Genomic DNA, 17559 nt, shown 5'->3' with positions numbered 1-17559 from the left:
TACCGGTGATCCGTCCTCAGGCGTTGAGCACCACCGTGCGGTTGGCGTTGAGGAACACACGGCGGTCGATGTGATGACCGACCGCACGCGCCAGGGTCAGGCACTCGATGTCACGCCCCTTGGCGATCAGGTCCTCGGGGTAATGGGCGTGATCCACCGCCTCCACGCCCTGAGCGATGATCGGCCCCTCATCGAGGTCGTTGTTGATGTAGTGCGCCGTGGCACCGACCAGCTTGACCCCCTTCTGGTAGGCCTGGTGATAGGGCTTGGCGCCCTTGAAGCCGGGCAGCAGCGAGTGATGGATATTGATCGCCCAGCCATCGAGCTTCTTGCACAGCTCGGGCGACAGCACCTGCATGTAGCGGGCGAGCACCACCAGTTCGGCACCGGTATCCTCGATCACCTTGAGCACCTTGCGCTCCTGCGCCGGCTTGTCGGCCGGATCGAGCGGGAAATGGTGATAGGGAATGCCATGCCAGCGCGCCAGCGGCTCGAGGTCCGGGTGGTTGGAGACCACCGCCACCACGTCCATGGCCAGTTGGCCGATGCGCTGGCGATAGAGCAGGTCATTGAGGCAGTGGTCAGCCTTGGAGACCATCAGCACCACCTTGGCGCGATAGCCCGGCGGGGTCAGCTCGACCTGCATCTGGAACGGCGCCAGGCGCTCGGCCAGGCCGTCGCGGAAGGCCTGCTCGTCGAAGCCATCCGGCTGACGAAACTCCACGCGGATGAAGAAGCGCGACGACAGCCGATCATCGAAGCTGTGGTGCTCGGTGACGTAGCAGTGCTGCTCGAAGAGAAAGCGCGTCACCGCGTCCACGGTGCCGAGCACGCTCGGGCAGTGAGCGGTGAGAATCCAGGTATCGGGGGTGCGGCCCATAACAATCTCCGAGACAAACTCCGTTGCTGTTCACCCCTCTCCCGTTCATGAGAGAGGGGTCGGGGAGAGGGCTATCCGAGTCAACGCGGTCTGCCCTTCCCGCCTCCCCAGAGGGAGCCGTTGGATATCAAGCCTCGACCGCCAACCCGTACTCGGCGCAGGCATCCTGCAGCCACAGCCAGAAGTAGTCGGCGAAGCTGCGCCGGATCACCAGCTCCCAGGTGTCCTCGCCGACATGGCGAATCACCAGCTGCGACTTGGCGAACACGGTGCCCACCGCCTTGCCGACCGGGAAGTTGCTCGGGTGCACGTCGTAGGACGTGGACTTCATCAGCATCTCGCGCACCTTGGGCCCGGAGAGCTGCAGCAGGGTCTGCCCGCCGCTGACGTTGACCACCGAGAACAGCTGGCCGTCCAGCGCCTCGCGCAGCTTGCGCTCGACGTCGAACTCGGTGCCGCCGGGCACGATCAGCAACCATTCGTCAGGGCCGAGCCACTGCAGCGAGGTGTCGCCATCGGCCACCAGGGTCAGCGCCACCGGCAGTTCCAGGCCGACGGCCTTGTGGATGCCACCGGAGAACGCCGCGTCCCTGGCGTCGCCACGGATCACCAGATGACCGCGCAGCTTCTTCTCGCGCAGGGTCACGCCGGCGCTCTTGCTGCCCTTGCCGGCCAGCTCGTGCAGGCCGGCGTGATGCAGCGGGGATTGCCCGGCGATGTCGGCGGGACGTTGTAGGAACAGGTTGACGTTAGACATTCTGGCGATCCCCTTTCGGGTCATAGAACACGGAGCTGCAGATTTCGGCTTCGATCACGCTGCCATCGACCAGCGGGGCGAACACCCGCTCACCCATGCGCTTGAGCCCGCCCTTGACGACGGCCATGGCGAAGCTGTGACCCATGGCCGCGCTCATGTAGCTGGAGGTGACGTGGCCGACCATCTGCATCGGGATGGACTGTTTCGGGTCGAACACCAGTTGCGCACCTTCCGGCAGCACCTTGTTCGGGTCGACCGGCTTCAGCCCGACCAGCTGCTTGCGGTCTTCACGCAGGCAGTCGTCGCGGTTCATGCCACGCTTGCCGATCCAGGAGAACGGCTTGGTGCGGCCGACGCACCAGCCCATGTTGAGGTCGTCCGGCGTCACCGAGGCGTCGGTATCCTGGCCAACGATGATGAAACCCTTCTCGGCGCGCAGCACGTGCATGGTCTCGGTGCCGTAGGGGGTCAGGTCGAATTCCTTGCCCGCCTCGATGATCTGCTCCCACACGCCCAGGGCGTAGTCGGCCTGCACGTTCACCTCGTAGCTCAGCTCGCCGGTGAAGGAGATGCGGAACACCCGCGCCGGCACGCCGCCGACCAGGCCTTCCTTCCAGCTCATGAACGGGAAGGCGTCCTTGTCCAGGTCGATGTCGGTGACCTTGGCCAGCAGCTTGCGGCTGTTCGGGCCGGACAGGGTCATGGTGGCCCAGTGGTCGGTGACCGAGGTGAAGAACACCTTCAGTTCCGGCCACTCGGTCTGGTGGTAGATCTCCAGCCACTCGAGCACGCGCGCCGCGCCGCCGGTGGTGGTGGTCATGACGAAATGGTTGTCGGCCAGACAGGCGGTCACGCCGTCGTCGAAGACCATGCCGTCTTCCTTGCACATCAGGCCGTAGCGAGCCTTGCCCACGTCCAGCTTGGTCCAGGCGTTGGTGTAGACGCGGTTGAGGAACTCGCGCGCATCCGGGCCCTGGATGTCGATCTTGCCCAGGGTGGAGGCATCGAGAATGCCCACGCTGTTGCGCACCGCCAGGCACTCGCGGGCCACGGCGGCGTGCAGGTCCTCACCGTTCTTCGGGAAGTACCAGGGACGCTTCCACTGGCCGACGTCCTCGAACTCGGCGCCGTTGCTGACATGCCAGGCCTGCATCGCGGTGTAGCGCTTGGCATCGAACAGCGCACCACAGTGACGGCCGGCCACGGCGCCGAAGGTCACCGGGGTGTAGTTCGGGCGGAACATGGTGGTGCCCATCTGCGGGATGCTGATGCCCATGGAACGGGCCGCGATGGCCAGACCGTTGATGTTGCCCAGCTTGCCCTGGTCGGTACCGAAGCCCAGCGCGGTATAGCGCTTGACGTGCTCGACCGACTCGAAGCCTTCGCGGGTGGCCAGCTCGATGCCGGCGGCGGTGACGTCGTTCTGCAGGTCGACGAACTGCTTCGGCGCACGCGCGGTGTTCTTCTCGTGCGGGACCTGGAACAGCGCCAGCATCGGGTCTTCGTTGAGGATGCTGGCCTTCGGCAGGCTGTCGCTGACGGCCTTGTAACCGGTATCCGCGGCGGCCTTGGCACCGGCCTCGAAGCCGTTGGCCAGCACGTCGCCGAGACCGAATACGCCGTTCACCGCACCGGCATCGATGCGCTGCTGGATGCCATTGCCCGCACCGGGGACGAAGCCGAGGATGTCCTCGCGCCACTCGGGACGACCGCCCAGGTGGGAAGCCAGGTGCACCACCGGGCTGTAGCCGCCGGAGCTGACGATCAGGTCGCAGTCCACGACTTCGCCGGGGCTGGTGATCTTGTGGTTCTTGACGTCGATGGCGCAGATACGGGCACCGGTGACACGCTTGCTGCCGCGCGCCTCGATCACCGCACTGCCGGTGAGGATGCGCACGCCACGCGAGCGCGCCTCTTCGACCCAGGTACCACGCGGATTGCTGCGCGCGTCGGCCACGGCCACCACCTGGCGACCGGCGTCGAGCCAGTCGAGCACCACGCGGTAGGCGTAATCGTTGTTGGTCGACAGCACCAGGGCCTTGCCCGGCGCCACGCCGTAGCGGCGCACGTAGGTCGACACCGCGCCGGCGAGCATGTTGCCCGGCACGTCGTTGTTGGCGTACACCAGCGGCCGCTCGTGCGCACCACTGGCCAGGACCACGCGCTTGGCGCGCACGCGGTGCATGCGCTGGCGCGCCTGGCCCATGGGCGCGACTTCGCCGAGGTGATCGGTGAGGCGCTGATGGATGGTCAGGAAGTTGTGGTCGTGATAACCGTTGACCGTGGCACGCGGCAGCAGGGTCACTTCCGGCAGGCTCTCCAGCTCGGCGACCACCTTGGCCACCCAGTCGCTGGCCGGTTTGCCATCGAGGGTCTGCCGGGTGTCGAGCAGGCTGCCGCCGAACTCTTCCTGCTCATCGGCGAGGATCACGCGGGCACCACTGCGACCGGCGGCCAGTGCGGCAGCCAGGCCGGCCGGCCCCGCGCCGACGATCAGCACGTCGCAGTGCTGGTTCAGCTGGTCGTAGATGTCCGGGTCGACCTCGGTGGGTGAACGGCCCAGGCCCGCCGCCTTGCGGATGTACTTCTCGTAGGTCAGCCACAGATTCTGCGGGTACATGAAGGTCTTGTAGTAGAAGCCGGGCGGCATCATGCCCCCGCCGACCTTGCCGAGAATGCCCATCAGGTCGGTGTTGACGCTCGGCCAACCGTTGGTGCTGCTGGCCACCAGGCCGCCGTACAGGGCCTGCTGCGTAGCGCGCACGTTGGGGATCTGCGTGGCTTCGCGGGAACCGATCTGCAGCACGGCATTGGGCTCTTCGCTGCCGGCCGCGACGATGCCCCGCGGACGCGAATACTTGAAGCTGCGACCGACGATGTCGACACCGTTGGCCAGCAGTGCGGCCGCCAGGCTGTCGCCCGCGTAGCCCTGATAGTTCTGGCCGTTGAAGCTGAAGCTCAGCGGCTGGCTGCGGTCGATGCGACCACCCTTGGCAAGACGATTGACCTGGCTCATGCCGTTACTCCTTCTGCCACGGCTTTCTTCTCGGAGGCGCCGGCTGCGGTGACCGAGGGCTGCTCGCCGACCTTGTAGGTCTCGAGGATCTCGTAGGTCACGGTGTGGCGGGTGACGTTGAAATACTTGCGGCAACCGGCCGCGTGTACCCACAGCTCATGGTGGATACCGCGCGGGTTGTCGCGGAAGAACATGTACTCGCCCCACTCGGCATCGCTGCAGGCATCGGGGTCGAGCGGGCGGGCGATATGCGCCTGGCCCTTGGCATGGAACTCCTCTTCGGAGCGCTGTTCGCCACAGTAGGGGCAGAAGATGTGCAGCATGGTGGCCTCCTGAAACGCTCCCCGCTCGCAGATGCCAACGGGGTTTATCTGGTCTCCCCTCGCCCACCCGTGGGCGAGGGGTCGGGGGAGAGGGCGTGCGGTGCTGGCCGCGCCGCCCTCTCCCGGCCCTTCGGGCCACCCTCTTCCGCAAGCGGGAGAGGGTCATCGGTTTTGCGCTACGCGCGTTTTAGTGAGCCACGGCAGCCGCGCCGTGCTCGTCGATCAGTGCACCGGTGTGGAAACGATCGATGGAGAACGGCTTGGCCAGCGGGTGCATCTCCCCCTTGGCCAGGCTGGCGGCGAACACGTGGCCCGAGCCCGGCGTGGCCTTGAAGCCACCGGTACCCCAGCCGCAGTTGAAGAACAGGTTGTCCACCGGCGTCTTGGAGATGATCGGGCAGGCGTCCGGGCAGGTGTCCACGATGCCGCCCCACTGGCGGTTCATGCGCACCCGCGAAAGCACCGGGAACATCTCGACGATGGCCTGCAGGGTGTGTTCGATGGTCGGGTAGGAGCCACGCTGGCCATAGCCGTTGTAGCCGTCGATACCGGCACCGATGACCAGGTCGCCCTTGTCCGACTGGCTGATGTAGCCGTGCACGGCGTTGGACATGATCACGCTGTCGATGATCGGCTTGATCGGCTCGGATACCAGCGCCTGCAGCGGGTGGGATTCCAGCGGCAGGCGGAAACCGGCGAGCCCGGCCATGTGCCCGGAGTTACCGGCAGTGACCACGCCGACGCGCTTGGCGCCGATGAAGCCCTTGTTGGTCTCCACGCCGATCACCGCGCCGTTCTGCTTGCGGAAACCGATCACCTCGGTGTTCTGGATCAGGTCGACACCGGCCGCATCGGCCGCACGGGCATAGCCCCAGGCCACGGCATCGTGACGGGCCACGCCGCCGCGACGCTGCACGGTGGAGCCCATGATCGGGTAGCGGGTGTTCTTGCTGCAGTCCAGGTAGGGAATCTCCGCCTCGACCTGCCTGGCGTCGAGCAGCTCGCCATCCACGCCGTTGAGGCGGTTGGCACTGACGCGACGCTCGGCATCACGCATGTCCTGCAGCGTATGGCACAGGTTGTAGACGCCGCGCTGGGAGAACATGACGTTGTAGTTCAGGTCCTGGGACAGGCCTTCCCACAGTTTCATCGCATGCTCGTAGAGATGCGCGGATTCGTCCCACAGGTAGTTGGAGCGCACGATGGTGGTGTTGCGCGCGGTGTTGCCGCCACCGAGCCAGCCTTTCTCGACCACCGCGACGTTCTTCACGCCGAACTCCTTGGCCAGGTAGTAGGCGGTGGCCAGGCCATGACCGCCACCGCCGACGATGACCACGTCGTACACCGGCTTGGGCGTCGGGTTGCGCCACATGCGCTGCCAGTTCTCATGGTGGCTGAACGAGTGCTTGAACAGGCCGAAGCCGGAATAACGTTGCATGGGCATGCTCCAGTTTTTACTCCCCTCTCACGCTTGCGGGAGAGAGGCCGGGGGAGAGGGTCACTTGAAGTGGATCGCGCCTCATCGATCCACCGATAGCGGGTGGAAGGAAACAGCGCCTTCCACCCTGCGAATTACCGATACACCGGATAATCCGCGCACAGTGCGGCCACCTGCTTGGCGACCTGCGCCTCGACGTCGGCATCGCCGAGGTGATCGAGGATGTCGCAGATCCAGCCCGCCAGCGCCTGGCACTGCGCGACCTTGAAGCCTCGGGTGGTCACGGCCGGCGTGCCGATACGGATGCCGGAAGTGACGAACGGCGACTGCGGGTCGTTCGGCACGGCGTTCTTGTTCACGGTGATGCCGGCACGACCCAGGGCCGCGTCGGCCTCCTTGCCGGTCAGCCCCTGCTTGATCAGGCTGAGCAGGAACAGGTGGTTGTCGGTACCGCCGGAGACCACCTCGTAGCCACGCTCGACGAACACTTCGGCCATGGCCTGGGCGTTGTCGATCACCTGCTGCTGGTAGGCCTTGAAGCTCGGTTCCATGGCCTCCTTGAAGCACACCGCCTTGGCCGCGATGACGTGCATCAGCGGGCCGCCCTGGGCGCCGGGGAACACGGCGGAGTTGAGCTTCTTCTCGATCTCTTCGTTGGCCTTGGCCAGGATCAGGCCGCCACGCGGGCCGCGCAGGGTCTTGTGCGTGGTGGTGGTGACCACGTCGGCGAACGGAATCGGATTCGGGTACAGGCCGGCGGCGACCAGGCCGGCGACGTGGGCCATGTCGACGAACAGCAGGGCACCGACCTTGTCGGCGATGGCGCGAAAGCGCGGGAAGTCGAGGGTCTTGGAGTAGGCGGAGAAGCCGGCCACGATGATCTTCGGCTTGTGCTCCACGGCCAGGCGCTCGACCTCGTCGTAGTCGATCAGGCCGGTGGCCGGGTTCAGGCCGTACTGCACCGCGTTGTACAGCTTGCCCGAGGACGACACCTTGGCGCCGTGGGTCAGGTGACCGCCATGGGCCAGGCTCATGCCCAGGATGGTGTCACCGGCATTCAGCAGCGCCAGGTAGACGGCGCTGTTGGCCGAGGAACCGGAGTGTGGCTGGACGTTGGCGTAATCGGCACCGAACAGTTCCTTGGCACGGTCGATGGCGAGTTGCTCGACCTTGTCGACGTACTCGCAGCCACCGTAGTAGCGCTTGCCCGGATAGCCTTCGGCGTACTTGTTGGTCAGGCCGCTGCCCTGCGCCTCCATGACACGCTGGCTGCAGTAGTTCTCCGAAGCGATCAGCTCGATGTGCTCTTCCTGACGGCGCTCTTCCTGATTGATGGCGGCGAGCAACGCGTCGTCGTAACCCTGGATCTGGTCCTGTTTGCTGAACATCTCGATTCTCCTGCGCGCCTGCTGGCGGCGGTCTTGGTCGGGCGGGCCGGCAGGCCCATTTGCAGCGATGGTAGGGCCGGCCCTGCCCCCTCAAATGCCTGCCAACGCCGCGAGAGCATTCGTTTGCGACATGCCTCTGTCGCAAACGGAAGCACCAACCAGGCGACGCCTCTTGCGCACAGAAAACGGGGATCGTTCGGTGGATAAGCGGTGCACAAGCGGGCGCAGGGCCGATGCCACGCGGGCTCCCGAAATCAGGTCATTTCCCGAGCAATATCAATAAGTTAACAACCAGAGACATACACAGAAGCGGTGGAACAGCCTGTGGAAAAGCTGTCCATACCAGTCCAGGGGCCGCGCAGGGCCTGACGTACGCTGAACTGATCGATATCCACTCAGGGCTGCGCGCGGGCGGAGTTGTCCACCTGCGACCGGGACGACAAGGGGAGGAACGCTGGGGATATGCACAGATTATGTGGATGAAGCTGTGCATAGACTGTTCGGTTAACGGCCCAGGCCAGTGCTGGCGGGGCTTACCGAGGCGAGAGCAAAAATCGAGCAGGATCAATGAGATAGCATCTGCTTGTGCACAAATACTGTGAGCAGTGCTGTGGGCTGTCTGTGGAAAACCGGCGCCAGGCCAGAGCCGATGCGGCTCCGGCGCAAGCGTGTGCTATTTGCTCAATGCGACTCAAGGCTTGAGCTTGCCGCTGCAGCTGCTGGATGCATTCACCAGACGCTGCTGCATGGCCTGATCAGGCGGCGACTGACGGCTCATGGCTTGCAGCTCGGCCTCGCTGAATTCCTGACTGACCTTGGTCGCGGCGCAGTCGCAATACGCCCTCAGCTGTGGCTCCTCGTAGCCTGCCGGGGCGCCCGCGATGCACTGCTGCACGAACTCGGTCTTGGCATTGTCGGACCACTCGGCGGCGGAGGCGGGTACGGCCACGACCAGTGGCAGCGCGATGGCGAGCAGGTGACGATAGGTCATATGAAACTCCTTCTCTTGATTGCGGAAGACGGGCCAGATGCCGCCCTCTGTAGTGGGAACACCATCCGCCGACACGAGTTCCCTCCCTGCGGCGAACGGTCATTCAGGATCCGACCCGGCAGTACGCATCGACACAACAAGTCGTCGCCGCCACGGACGTCCATCCCACCAGCCACGGAGTAAAGTGGTGGCTTTGCCGGCACCCTCGCCGGCTGCGACTCAGAAGGAACGCGCCAATGCCCGACAATGCCCAGCAATTCGCCAGCGACAACTATTCCGGCATCTGTCCCGAAGCCTGGGCAGCCATGGCCGAAGCCAACCTGGGCCACCAGCGCGCCTACGGCGATGACGAGTGGACGGCGCGCGCCGCCGATCACTTCCGCCGCCTGTTCGAGACCGACTGCGAGGTGTTCTTCGCCTTCAACGGCACAGCCGCCAACTCCCTGGCCCTGGCCTCGCTGTGCCAGAGCTACCACAGCGTGATCTGCTCGGAGACCGCGCACGTCGAGACCGACGAATGCGGCGCTCCGGAGTTCTTCTCCAACGGCTCCAAGCTGCTGCCGGCCCGGACCGACAACGGCAAGCTGACCCCGCAGGCGATTCGCGACGTGGCACTCAAGCGCCAGGACATCCACTACCCGAAACCGCGCGTGGTGACCCTCACCCAGGCCACCGAGGTCGGCACCGTTTACCGCCCCGAAGAGGTCCGCGCCATCAGCCAGACCTGCGAGGAACTCGGCCTGCACCTGCACATGGACGGCGCCCGCTTCTCCAACGCCTGCGCCTTCCTCGGCTGCAGCCCGGCGGAGCTGACCTGGAAGGCCGGCGTCGATGTGCTGTGCTTCGGCGGCACCAAGAACGGCATGGCCGTGGGCGAAGCCATCATCTTCTTCGACAAGGGCCTCGCCGAGGACTTCGACTACCGCTGCAAGCAGGCTGGCCAGCTGGCCTCGAAGATGCGCTACCTGTCGGCGCCCTGGGTCGGCATCCTGCAGGACGACGCCTGGCTGAAGTACGCCAACCACGCCAACCACTGCGCGCAACTGCTGGCCACGCTGGTTTCCGACGTACCGGGCGTCAGCCTGATGTTCCCGGTGGAGGCCAACGGTGTGTTCCTGCAGCTGTCGGAACCCGCCATCGCAGCCCTGACCGCCCGCGGCTGGCGCTTCTACACCTTCATCGGCGCCGGCGGCGCACGCTTCATGTGCAGCTGGGATACCGACGAAGCCCGCGTGCGCCAGCTGGCCGCCGATATCCGCGAAGTGATGGGGGCCTGAGCGGCACGCACGGGAGTGGATCTCGCCTGCAGCGGCAGGCCGCTGCAACCCGGATTGCATCCGGGCTACAAGGGGGCGTAGCGATCAGTAATCGATCGCCACGTCGCCCTTCGGCACGCTGCAGCAGGACAGGATGTAGCCCTCGGCGACGTCTTCGTCGGTGATGCCGCCATTGTGCTCCATCTCCACCTCGCCCGAGGTCTTCATGACCTTGCAGGTGCCGCAGATCCCCATGCCGCAGGCCTTGGGAATGTGCAGGCCGAGCTTGGCCGCCGCCGCATGCACGGTTTCCCCCGGCGCCACCCGGATGCTCTTGCCGGTACTGGAGAACTCCACCTGATTGAGCTCGCCAACCGGCACTTCCGGCGCGTCGGCCGCCTCGGCGGCCAGCTCCTTGACCTCGGCACGAATCTCCGGCGGCGTCGGCCCGAACGCCTCCTCGTGGTAGCGGCTCATGTCGTAGCCCGCCGCCTCGAGCAGGCGCTTGACCGCACCCATGTATGGGGTCGGGCCGCAGCAGAAGATTTCCCGCTCCAGGTAGTCCGGCGCCATCAGCTCCAGCATCGCCTTGTTCAGGTAGCCGCGATAGCCCGCCCAGGACTCGCCCAGGCCATGCTTCTCGCAAATCACATGCAGGCTGAAGTTGTTGATGCGCGCGGCCATATGCTCCAGCTCGCGCTGGTAGATGATGTCCTTCGGCGAGCGCGCGCTGTGCACGAACACCATGTCGACATTGGCGTTGGTGTCGTAGAACCAGCGCGCCATCGACATCACCGGCGTGATGCCGACCCCACCAGACAGGAACAGCACCTTGTCCGCCGGGAAGTCGATGGCGTTGAACAGCCCCACCGGCCCGTGCACCGGCACCTCGTCGCCTTCCTTGAGGTTGTCGTGCAGCCAGTTGGAAACCCGGCCGCCCGGTACCCGCTTGATGGTGATGGAGAAGCTGTAGGGCACCGACGGCGAGCTGGAGATGGTGTAGGAGCGCATGATCGGCTGCCCCTCGATCTCCAGTTCCAGGGTGACGAACTGCCCGGGCTTGAAGAAGAACAGCACCGGCTGATCGGCCATGAAGCAGAAGGTGCGCACGTCCCAGGTTTCCTGAATGACCTTGACGCAGCGCACCATGTGGCGGCCATTGGTCCAGGTCTGGGTAGTCACCGGATTGAGGAAGGCGTTGGCGGTCATGAACGACTCTCCACACGGCCGGACATCGGCCTAATTGCAGCGGATTGTGCGAAAGGCTGGCGGACGTCATTTATCCACCAGCGACATCCGCATGCTTATCGCGACCTGCCCCATTGCACGGGGCTCGGCGCGTCGGAAACGCATCCGGCCATGTCGCCCATGGATAAGGATTCGGCGCGGGCCGGATCCACACTCCGCCTCACCAAGCATGCGTGCCCAGAGCAGGCAGCAGCGACCGCTCGACACCTTGCGGCACAACCGTAACAGCCACTATTTCCGGCAGGTGCCAGGCACCCGCCAATGAGGAGTCATCATGGACTGCACCCAAAACCTGAGCCTGGGCGACCCGCTGGAGCCCGTCCGCAAGGCGACCGCACAGATGCTCAACGAGCGCGACCACAGCTTCTCGCTGCCGCAGCCCTTCTACAACGACGAGCGCCTGTTCCAGGTCGACATGCAGGAGATCTTCCACAAGGAATGGCTGATCGCCGGCATGACCTGCGAAATCCCGACCAAGGGCAACTTCCTCACCCTGCAGATCGGCGACAACCCGGTCATCGTCCTGCGCGGCAATGACGGTCAGGTGCATGCCTTCCACAACGTCTGCCGCCATCGCGGCTCGCGCCTGTGCGTCAGCGACAAGGGCAAGGTCGCCAAGCTGGTCTGCCCCTACCACCAGTGGACCTACGAACTGGACGGCCGCCTGCTGTTCGCCGGCACCGAGATGGGCGAAGGCTTCAACCTCGCCGACTACAGCCTCAAGCCGGTCGCCTGCAAGACCGCCGGTGGCTACATCTTCATCTCCCTGGCGGAAAACCCGCCAGCCATCGACGAGTTCCTCGCGACCCTGACGCACTACATGGAACCCTACGACATGGAGAACACCAAGGTGGCCGTGCAGACCACCCTGATGGAGAAGGCCAACTGGAAGCTGGTGCTCGAGAACAACCGCGAGTGCTACCACTGCAACGGCTCGCACCCCGAACTGCTCAACACCCTGCTGGAGTGGGACGACGTCACCGATCCGCGCGCCAGCCAGGCGTTCAAGGATCAGGTCGCCGAGTGCACCACCCGCTGGGACAAGGACAACATCCCCTACGCTCACGCCAGCTTCGGCCTGCGCAACCGCATCGTGCGCATGCCGCTGCTCAAGGGCACCGTATCCATGACCATGGATGGCAAGCAGGGCTGCAAGAAGCTGATGGGCCGCATCACCGACCCGGACCTCGGCTCGATGCGCATCCTGCACCTGCCACATTCGTGGAACCACTGCATGGGCGATCACATGATCGTCTTCACCGTGTGGCCGATCAGCGCCCAGGAAACCATGGTCACCACCAAGTGGCTGGTGCACAAGGATGCCGTGGAAGGCGTCGACTATGACGTCGCCCGCCTGCGCCAGGTATGGGACGCCACCAACGACCAGGACCGTCGCCTGGCCGAGGAAAACCAGCGCGGCATCAACTCCACCGCCTACCAGCCCGGCCCCTACTCGAAGACCTACGAGTTCGGCGTGATCAACTTCATCGACTGGTACAGCGAGCGCATGCTCAACAACCTCGGCGACACCCCGGCACAGTCGCTGCGCCAGGTGGCGGGCGAGTGATGACGCTCAGCCTGCTGCTGTTGATCGGTCTGACGGCCTACGGGCTGCTGGCCTGTCGACCACAGCGCGGCTGAGCGATGCAAAAAGCCCCGGCGTCCTCTCGGGCACCGGGGCCTGCTATTGGGCACTCGCATTCAGCACGAGCTGGATTGGCGAATTCAGGCAGCCTTGTCCACGGCCCGACGCCCCCGGTCACGGCGCCTCTTGTTGGCAAGACTCAGCCGGCGCACCAGGTGCCGCACCCGCCAGCGCAGGGGCTTGTTGATGGCGGCCAGCAACAGCGGGACCTCATCGGCGAAATCGACATCGTCCGTTTCATCGTGGATGTCCACGAAGACATGACGCTCGATAGCCTTGTTATCCGTCAGCGGCAACCCCGCCATCAACCGATAGAACGACCAGAAACTCTGGTTTCCCGTGCTCTGATAGAACGTAACGGCCTGCATCAGTGCAGCACGGGCACGCTCACGGTCAGCATCTGCGATACGTACCGCGAACAACTCGCCATAGTTCTTGAAGGTATAGGCACTACGCCCATCACGCCCATAGAAGCGTGTCGCCCGGGACGCCAGGATCTTGTCGATGGCCGCCTCGGAGTAATACACGTCGCTGTAGAGCACGAGCAGATCGCCCGCACCTACCACCGCCTCCGCCGCGAGCAGGCTGTGCGCCTTGGTTTCTCGCTGCAACGGACACCAGCTGAGCACCGGATAGCGCGCCAGCACCTCATTGCCGGTAAGCAGCCAGGGAGTCTCTACGCCCCGCTCCCCAAGCAGACGCAGTGTGCGCCCCAGGAGGGTTTCACCGCGCACCTTGATCAGTTGCTTCGGCGCCGCTGGCTCGGTCCAGCGCTCCTGCTTGACGCCGTTTTCCGCAGCCAGAATTAGAACTGTCAGGCCATTCATTGGCATACATCTCCCTGATCTGTGCATGGCACAGGCACCGGACACAAATAAGCGAATTTCAGCGGCAAATAATATCAAAGCGCCACTTCACAGGCGTCAATAAATTCAAGCTCACCAGCGTTTTCGATCAACGGCTACCAGCCGAAGCAGCAGACACCAAGAGGAACATAAGCGACGAAAGCCCCGCCAGATCGCTCTGGCGGGGCTTTCCCTTGCAACTTGCAGCGTGCTGCTGGTAGCTGCCGTCAGACCTTGGCGCGTTCGAAACGCTTGCGGTCGTTCTCGTTCAGGTACTTCTTGCGCAGACGGATCGACTTCGGCGTCACTTCCACCAGCTCGTCGTCGGCGATGAATTCCAGCGCCTGCTCGAGGGTGAACTTGATCGGCGGCACCAGAGCGATGACTTCGTCCTTGCCGGAAGCTCGCATGTTGTCGAGCTTCTTGCCCTTGGTGGGGTTGATCACCAGGTCGTTGTCACGGCTGTTGATACCGGCCAGCTGGCCTTCGTAGATTTCCTGGCCCGGCTCGAGGAACAGCTTGCCGCGCGCCTGCAGGGTTTCCAGCGAATAGGTCAGCGCGGTGCCGGTGGCCATGGAGACCAGTACACCGTTCTGACGGTTGGACACTTCACCGGCCTTGATCGCGCCGTAGTGGCTGAAGGTCGAGGTCAGGATGCCGCTGCCCGAGGTCAGGGTCAGGAAGTTGTTACGGAAGCCGATCAGGCCACGTGCCGGGATGGTGTACTCCAGGCGGATACGACCCTTGCCGTCGGGGATCATGTTGGTCAGATCGCCCTTGCGCAGGCCCATCTGCTCCATCACCGAACCCTGATGCTGCTCTTCGATGTCGATGGTGACGTTCTCGTACGGTTCCTGCTTGTCGCCGGCCTCGTTCTCGATGATCACCACTTCCGGACGGCCAACGGCCAGTTCGAAGCCTTCACGGCGCATGGTTTCGATCAGTACCGACAGGTGCAGCTCGCCACGGCCGGAGACCTTGAACTTCTCAGGAGTCTCGCCCGGCTCGACACGCAGCGCCACGTTGTGCAGCAGCTCCTTGTCCAGACGGTCCTTGATGTTGCGGCTGGTGACGAACTTGCCTTCCTTGCCGGCGAACGGCGAGTCGTTGACCTGGAAGGTCATGCTCACGGTCGGCTGGTCGACGGTCAGCGGCGGCAGGGCCTCGACGTTGTTCTGGTCGCACAGGGTGTCGGAGATGAACAGCTCGTCCATGCCCGATACGCAGACGATGTCGCCCGCAGTAGCTTCCTGCACTTCGACGCGCTGCAGACCGGAGTGACCCATGATCTTCAGGATGCGGCCGTTGCGCTTCTTGCCGTCGGCGCCGATGGCGGTCACCGGGCTGTTGGCCTTGATGGTGCCGCGGGCGATGCGGCCGATACCGATCACGCCGAGGAAGCTGTTGTAGTCCAGCTGGGAGATCTGCATCTGGAACGGGCCGGTGGCATCGACGACCGGTGCCGGCACGTGGTCGACGATGGCCTGGAACAGGGCGTCCATGTTGTCGTCCATGTTCTCGTGATCCATACCAGCGATGCCGTTCAGGGCCGAGGCGTAGACGATGGGGAAGTCCAGCTGCTCGTCGGTGGCGCCGAGGTTGTCGAACAGGTCGAAGATCTGGTCGATGACCCAGTCAGGACGCGCGCCCGGACGGTCGATCTTGTTGACCACGACGATCGGACGCAGACCGGCCTTGAACGCCTTCTGGGTCACGAAGCGGGTCTGCGGCATCGGGCCGTCCTGAGCGTCGACCACCAGCAGCACGGAGTCGACCATGCTCATCACACGCTCCACTTCACCGCCGAAGTCGGCGTGTCCGGGGGTGTCGACGATGTTGATGTTGTAGTCGCCCCACTTCAGTGCGGTGTTCTTCGCCAGAATGGTGATGCCGCGCTCTTTCTCCTGGTCGTTGGAGTCCATCACGCGCTCGTTTTCCGCTTCTTTGCGGTCGAGGGTGCCGGACAGACGCAGCAGTTTGTCGACGAGGGTGGTTTTGCCATGGTCGACGTGGGCGATGATGGCGATGTTGCGCAGATTTTCGATCACTGTTTTTTCCTAGAAAGAGAGCCGCGAGCCGCAAGCGGCAAGCTGCAAGATAAAGCCAAAGAAAAGCCTAAAAACATGACGGATTCAGGTGTCGCAGTCGGGAGGATGCCTGCGGCGCCGCGCACTGCGTCTGATATGTCCTTTCATGGTGACTGCACGCGCCCGTCTTGCGGCTGGTGGCTTGCAGCTTGCGGCTGCCCGAAGGGCCTGTACACGCGCACATTGGCATGCCCCTCGCTCAGCAGGTGGTGGGCATGCAGGCGACTCATCACGCCCTTGTCGCAATACAGCAGGTACTGGCGATTCTCATCCAGTTCCTTGAATTTGTTGTTCAGCGCATAGAAGGGCAGCGCCTGCACTTCGACGCCGGGCACCTCGAGCGGCTCGTCTTCGGCGGCATCGGGATGGCGGATGTCGATGACGATCTGTCCGGCCAGCGCCTCGGAAACGGTCTCGACCTGCACATCCTTGCCCAGCTCGTCGATCACCCGATCGATCGGCAGCTGGGTCGCGCGCTCCAGGGCACGCTCGAGAATGGCCATGTCGAACAGCGCTTCTTCCTTCTCCACGCGGTAACCACGCGCCTTGGTGGTCGGGTTGACCGAGATCACCCCGCAGTACTCGGGCATGTTCTTGGCGAACTCGGCGGTGCCGATCTGCGTGGCGGTATCGATGATGTCCTGCTTGTGGCTGGCGATCAGCGGGCGCATCACCAGCATGTCGGTGGCCGAGTCGATCACCGCCAGGTTGGTCAGCGTCTGGCTGGACACCTGGCTGATCGCCTCGCCGGTCACCAGCGCCTCGATATCCAGGCGCTCGGCCACGCGGGTCGCGGCACGCAGCATCATGCGCTTGAGGATCACGCCCATCTGGCTGTTGTCGACCTTGGAGAGAATCTCGCCGACCACCTCTTCGAACGGCACGCTGATGAACAGCACGCGCTGCGAGCGGCCGAACTTCTGCCAGATATAGTGCGCAACCTCCATCACGCCCAGCTCATGGGCACGACCGCCGAGATTGAAGAAGCAGAAGTGGCTGACCAGGCCGCGGCGCATCATCTGATAAGCCGCCACGGTGGAGTCGAAGCCGCCACTCATCAGCACCAGGGTCTGCTCCAGCGAGCCCAGCGGATAGCCGCCCAGGCCTTCGTGACGATGGTGCACCACGAACAGGCGCTGGTCGCGGATCTCCATGCGCACTTCGACTTCCGGCTTCTTCAGGTCGATACCGGCGGCAGCGCACTCCTGACGCAGTCGGCTGCCGACATGGCGCTCGACATCGATGGAGCTGAACGCATGCTTGCCGCCGCGCTTGCAACGCACGGCGAAGATCTTGCCCGGCAGCTGGTCGGCGTAGTGGCGCTTGCAGTGCTCGGTGATCTCGTCGAGGTCACCCAGCGGGTACTCGTTGACTTCGAGGAACAGACCGATGCCCGGCGTGTTGCGCAGGCGTTCGGTCATCTCGGCGAGCAGGCGCGGATCGTCCAGGTCGGTCTCGACCTCCAGGTTGTCCCACACACCGGTCACCCGCAGTGCGGGGTCGAGGTCGCGCAGCACGGCACGGATGTTCTTCCCCAACTGGCGGATGAACTGCTTGCGCACCGGGCGACTCTTGATGGTGATTTCAGGGAAAACTTTGACGATCAGTTTCATGGATAAGGCGCCCGCTCGAGGCGACGAAAAAACAGGGGCGCGGATTATAGCGGAAATTGCTCAAGCTTTGAC

General features: G+C 64.3%; 13 protein-coding genes. 2 read left to right on the top strand and 11 right to left on the bottom strand.

Features of this window, described 5'->3' with window-relative positions; genetic code table 11:
- Window positions 1-16 precede the first annotated feature (16 nt).
- The 7 genes from purU to EPK82_RS09700 form a co-directional block, all read right to left on the bottom strand.
- A complete protein-coding gene (gene purU / locus EPK82_RS09730) occupies window positions 17-880 on the bottom strand; it encodes a formyltetrahydrofolate deformylase (protein WP_047592001.1) in 864 nt (287 codons plus the stop codon).
- A 127-nt stretch (window positions 881-1007) separates the two neighbouring features.
- A complete protein-coding gene (locus EPK82_RS09725; protein ID WP_134676435.1) occupies window positions 1008-1637 on the bottom strand; it encodes a sarcosine oxidase subunit gamma in 630 nt (209 codons plus the stop codon).
- The gene (locus EPK82_RS09720; protein WP_134676434.1) at window positions 1630-4653 is read right to left on the bottom strand and encodes a sarcosine oxidase subunit alpha; all 3024 of its coding nucleotides are present in this window, start codon (window positions 4651-4653) and stop codon (window positions 1630-1632) included. The genes EPK82_RS09725 and EPK82_RS09720 overlap by 8 nt, the downstream gene beginning before the upstream one ends.
- Window positions 4650-4976: a sarcosine oxidase subunit delta gene (locus EPK82_RS09715; protein WP_037056275.1), complete on the bottom strand. Its 327-nt coding sequence runs from the start codon at window positions 4974-4976 to the stop codon at window positions 4650-4652. The genes EPK82_RS09720 and EPK82_RS09715 overlap by 4 nt, the downstream gene beginning before the upstream one ends.
- A 187-nt stretch (window positions 4977-5163) precedes the next feature.
- Entirely contained in the window at window positions 5164-6414 is a 1251-nt protein-coding gene (locus EPK82_RS09710; RefSeq protein ID WP_037056274.1) for a sarcosine oxidase subunit beta family protein, read from the bottom strand.
- Between the two features lie 134 nt (window positions 6415-6548).
- The gene (gene glyA / locus EPK82_RS09705; RefSeq protein ID WP_134676433.1) at window positions 6549-7802 is read right to left on the bottom strand and encodes a serine hydroxymethyltransferase; all 1254 of its coding nucleotides are present in this window, start codon (window positions 7800-7802) and stop codon (window positions 6549-6551) included.
- Window positions 7803-8493: 691 nt separating this feature from the next.
- A complete protein-coding gene (locus EPK82_RS09700) occupies window positions 8494-8793 on the bottom strand; it encodes a hypothetical protein (protein ID WP_037056501.1) in 300 nt (99 codons plus the stop codon).
- Window positions 8794-9029: 236 nt separating this feature from the next.
- On the opposite strand from EPK82_RS09700, the gene EPK82_RS09695 reads away from it, so the two are divergent.
- Entirely contained in the window at window positions 9030-10070 is a 1041-nt protein-coding gene (locus EPK82_RS09695) for a threonine aldolase family protein (RefSeq protein ID WP_134676432.1), read from the top strand.
- Window positions 10071-10154: 84 nt separating this feature from the next.
- Here the strand turns inward: EPK82_RS09695 and gbcB are convergent, their stop codons facing one another.
- On the bottom strand, window positions 10155-11258 hold the full coding sequence (gene gbcB, locus EPK82_RS09690) for a glycine-betaine demethylase subunit GbcB (RefSeq protein ID WP_037056505.1): 1104 nt from the start codon (window positions 11256-11258) through the stop codon (window positions 10155-10157).
- 313 nt (window positions 11259-11571) lie between these two features.
- On the opposite strand from gbcB, the gene gbcA reads away from it, so the two are divergent.
- Window positions 11572-12864, top strand: a complete 1293-nt coding sequence (gbcA, locus tag EPK82_RS09680; protein WP_037056507.1) for a glycine-betaine demethylase subunit GbcA — start codon at window positions 11572-11574, stop codon at window positions 12862-12864.
- Window positions 12865-13022: 158 nt separating this feature from the next.
- Here gbcA and EPK82_RS09675 read toward each other — a convergent pair whose 3' ends face one another.
- The 3 genes from EPK82_RS09675 to thiI all read right to left on the bottom strand — a co-directional run bounded on the left by EPK82_RS09675 (window position 13023) and on the right by thiI (window position 17487).
- The gene (locus tag EPK82_RS09675; RefSeq protein WP_037056509.1) at window positions 13023-13769 is read right to left on the bottom strand and encodes an NTP transferase domain-containing protein; all 747 of its coding nucleotides are present in this window, start codon (window positions 13767-13769) and stop codon (window positions 13023-13025) included.
- A gap of 245 nt (window positions 13770-14014) precedes the next feature.
- Entirely contained in the window at window positions 14015-15835 is a 1821-nt protein-coding gene (typA, locus tag EPK82_RS09670; protein WP_037056512.1) for a translational GTPase TypA, read from the bottom strand.
- 143 nt (window positions 15836-15978) lie between these two features.
- Complete coding sequence (gene thiI, locus EPK82_RS09665; RefSeq protein WP_134676430.1) at window positions 15979-17487, bottom strand: tRNA uracil 4-sulfurtransferase ThiI; 1509 nt, start codon at window positions 17485-17487, stop codon at window positions 15979-15981.
- Between the last annotated feature and the right edge of the window lie 72 nt (window positions 17488-17559).

This window comes from Ectopseudomonas khazarica (assembly GCF_004521985.1).
Classification (GTDB): Bacteria; Pseudomonadota; Gammaproteobacteria; order Pseudomonadales; family Pseudomonadaceae; genus Aquipseudomonas; species Aquipseudomonas khazarica.
Note: the sequence above shows the minus strand (reverse complement) of the source record. Positions and strands in the feature narration are given on the sequence as shown.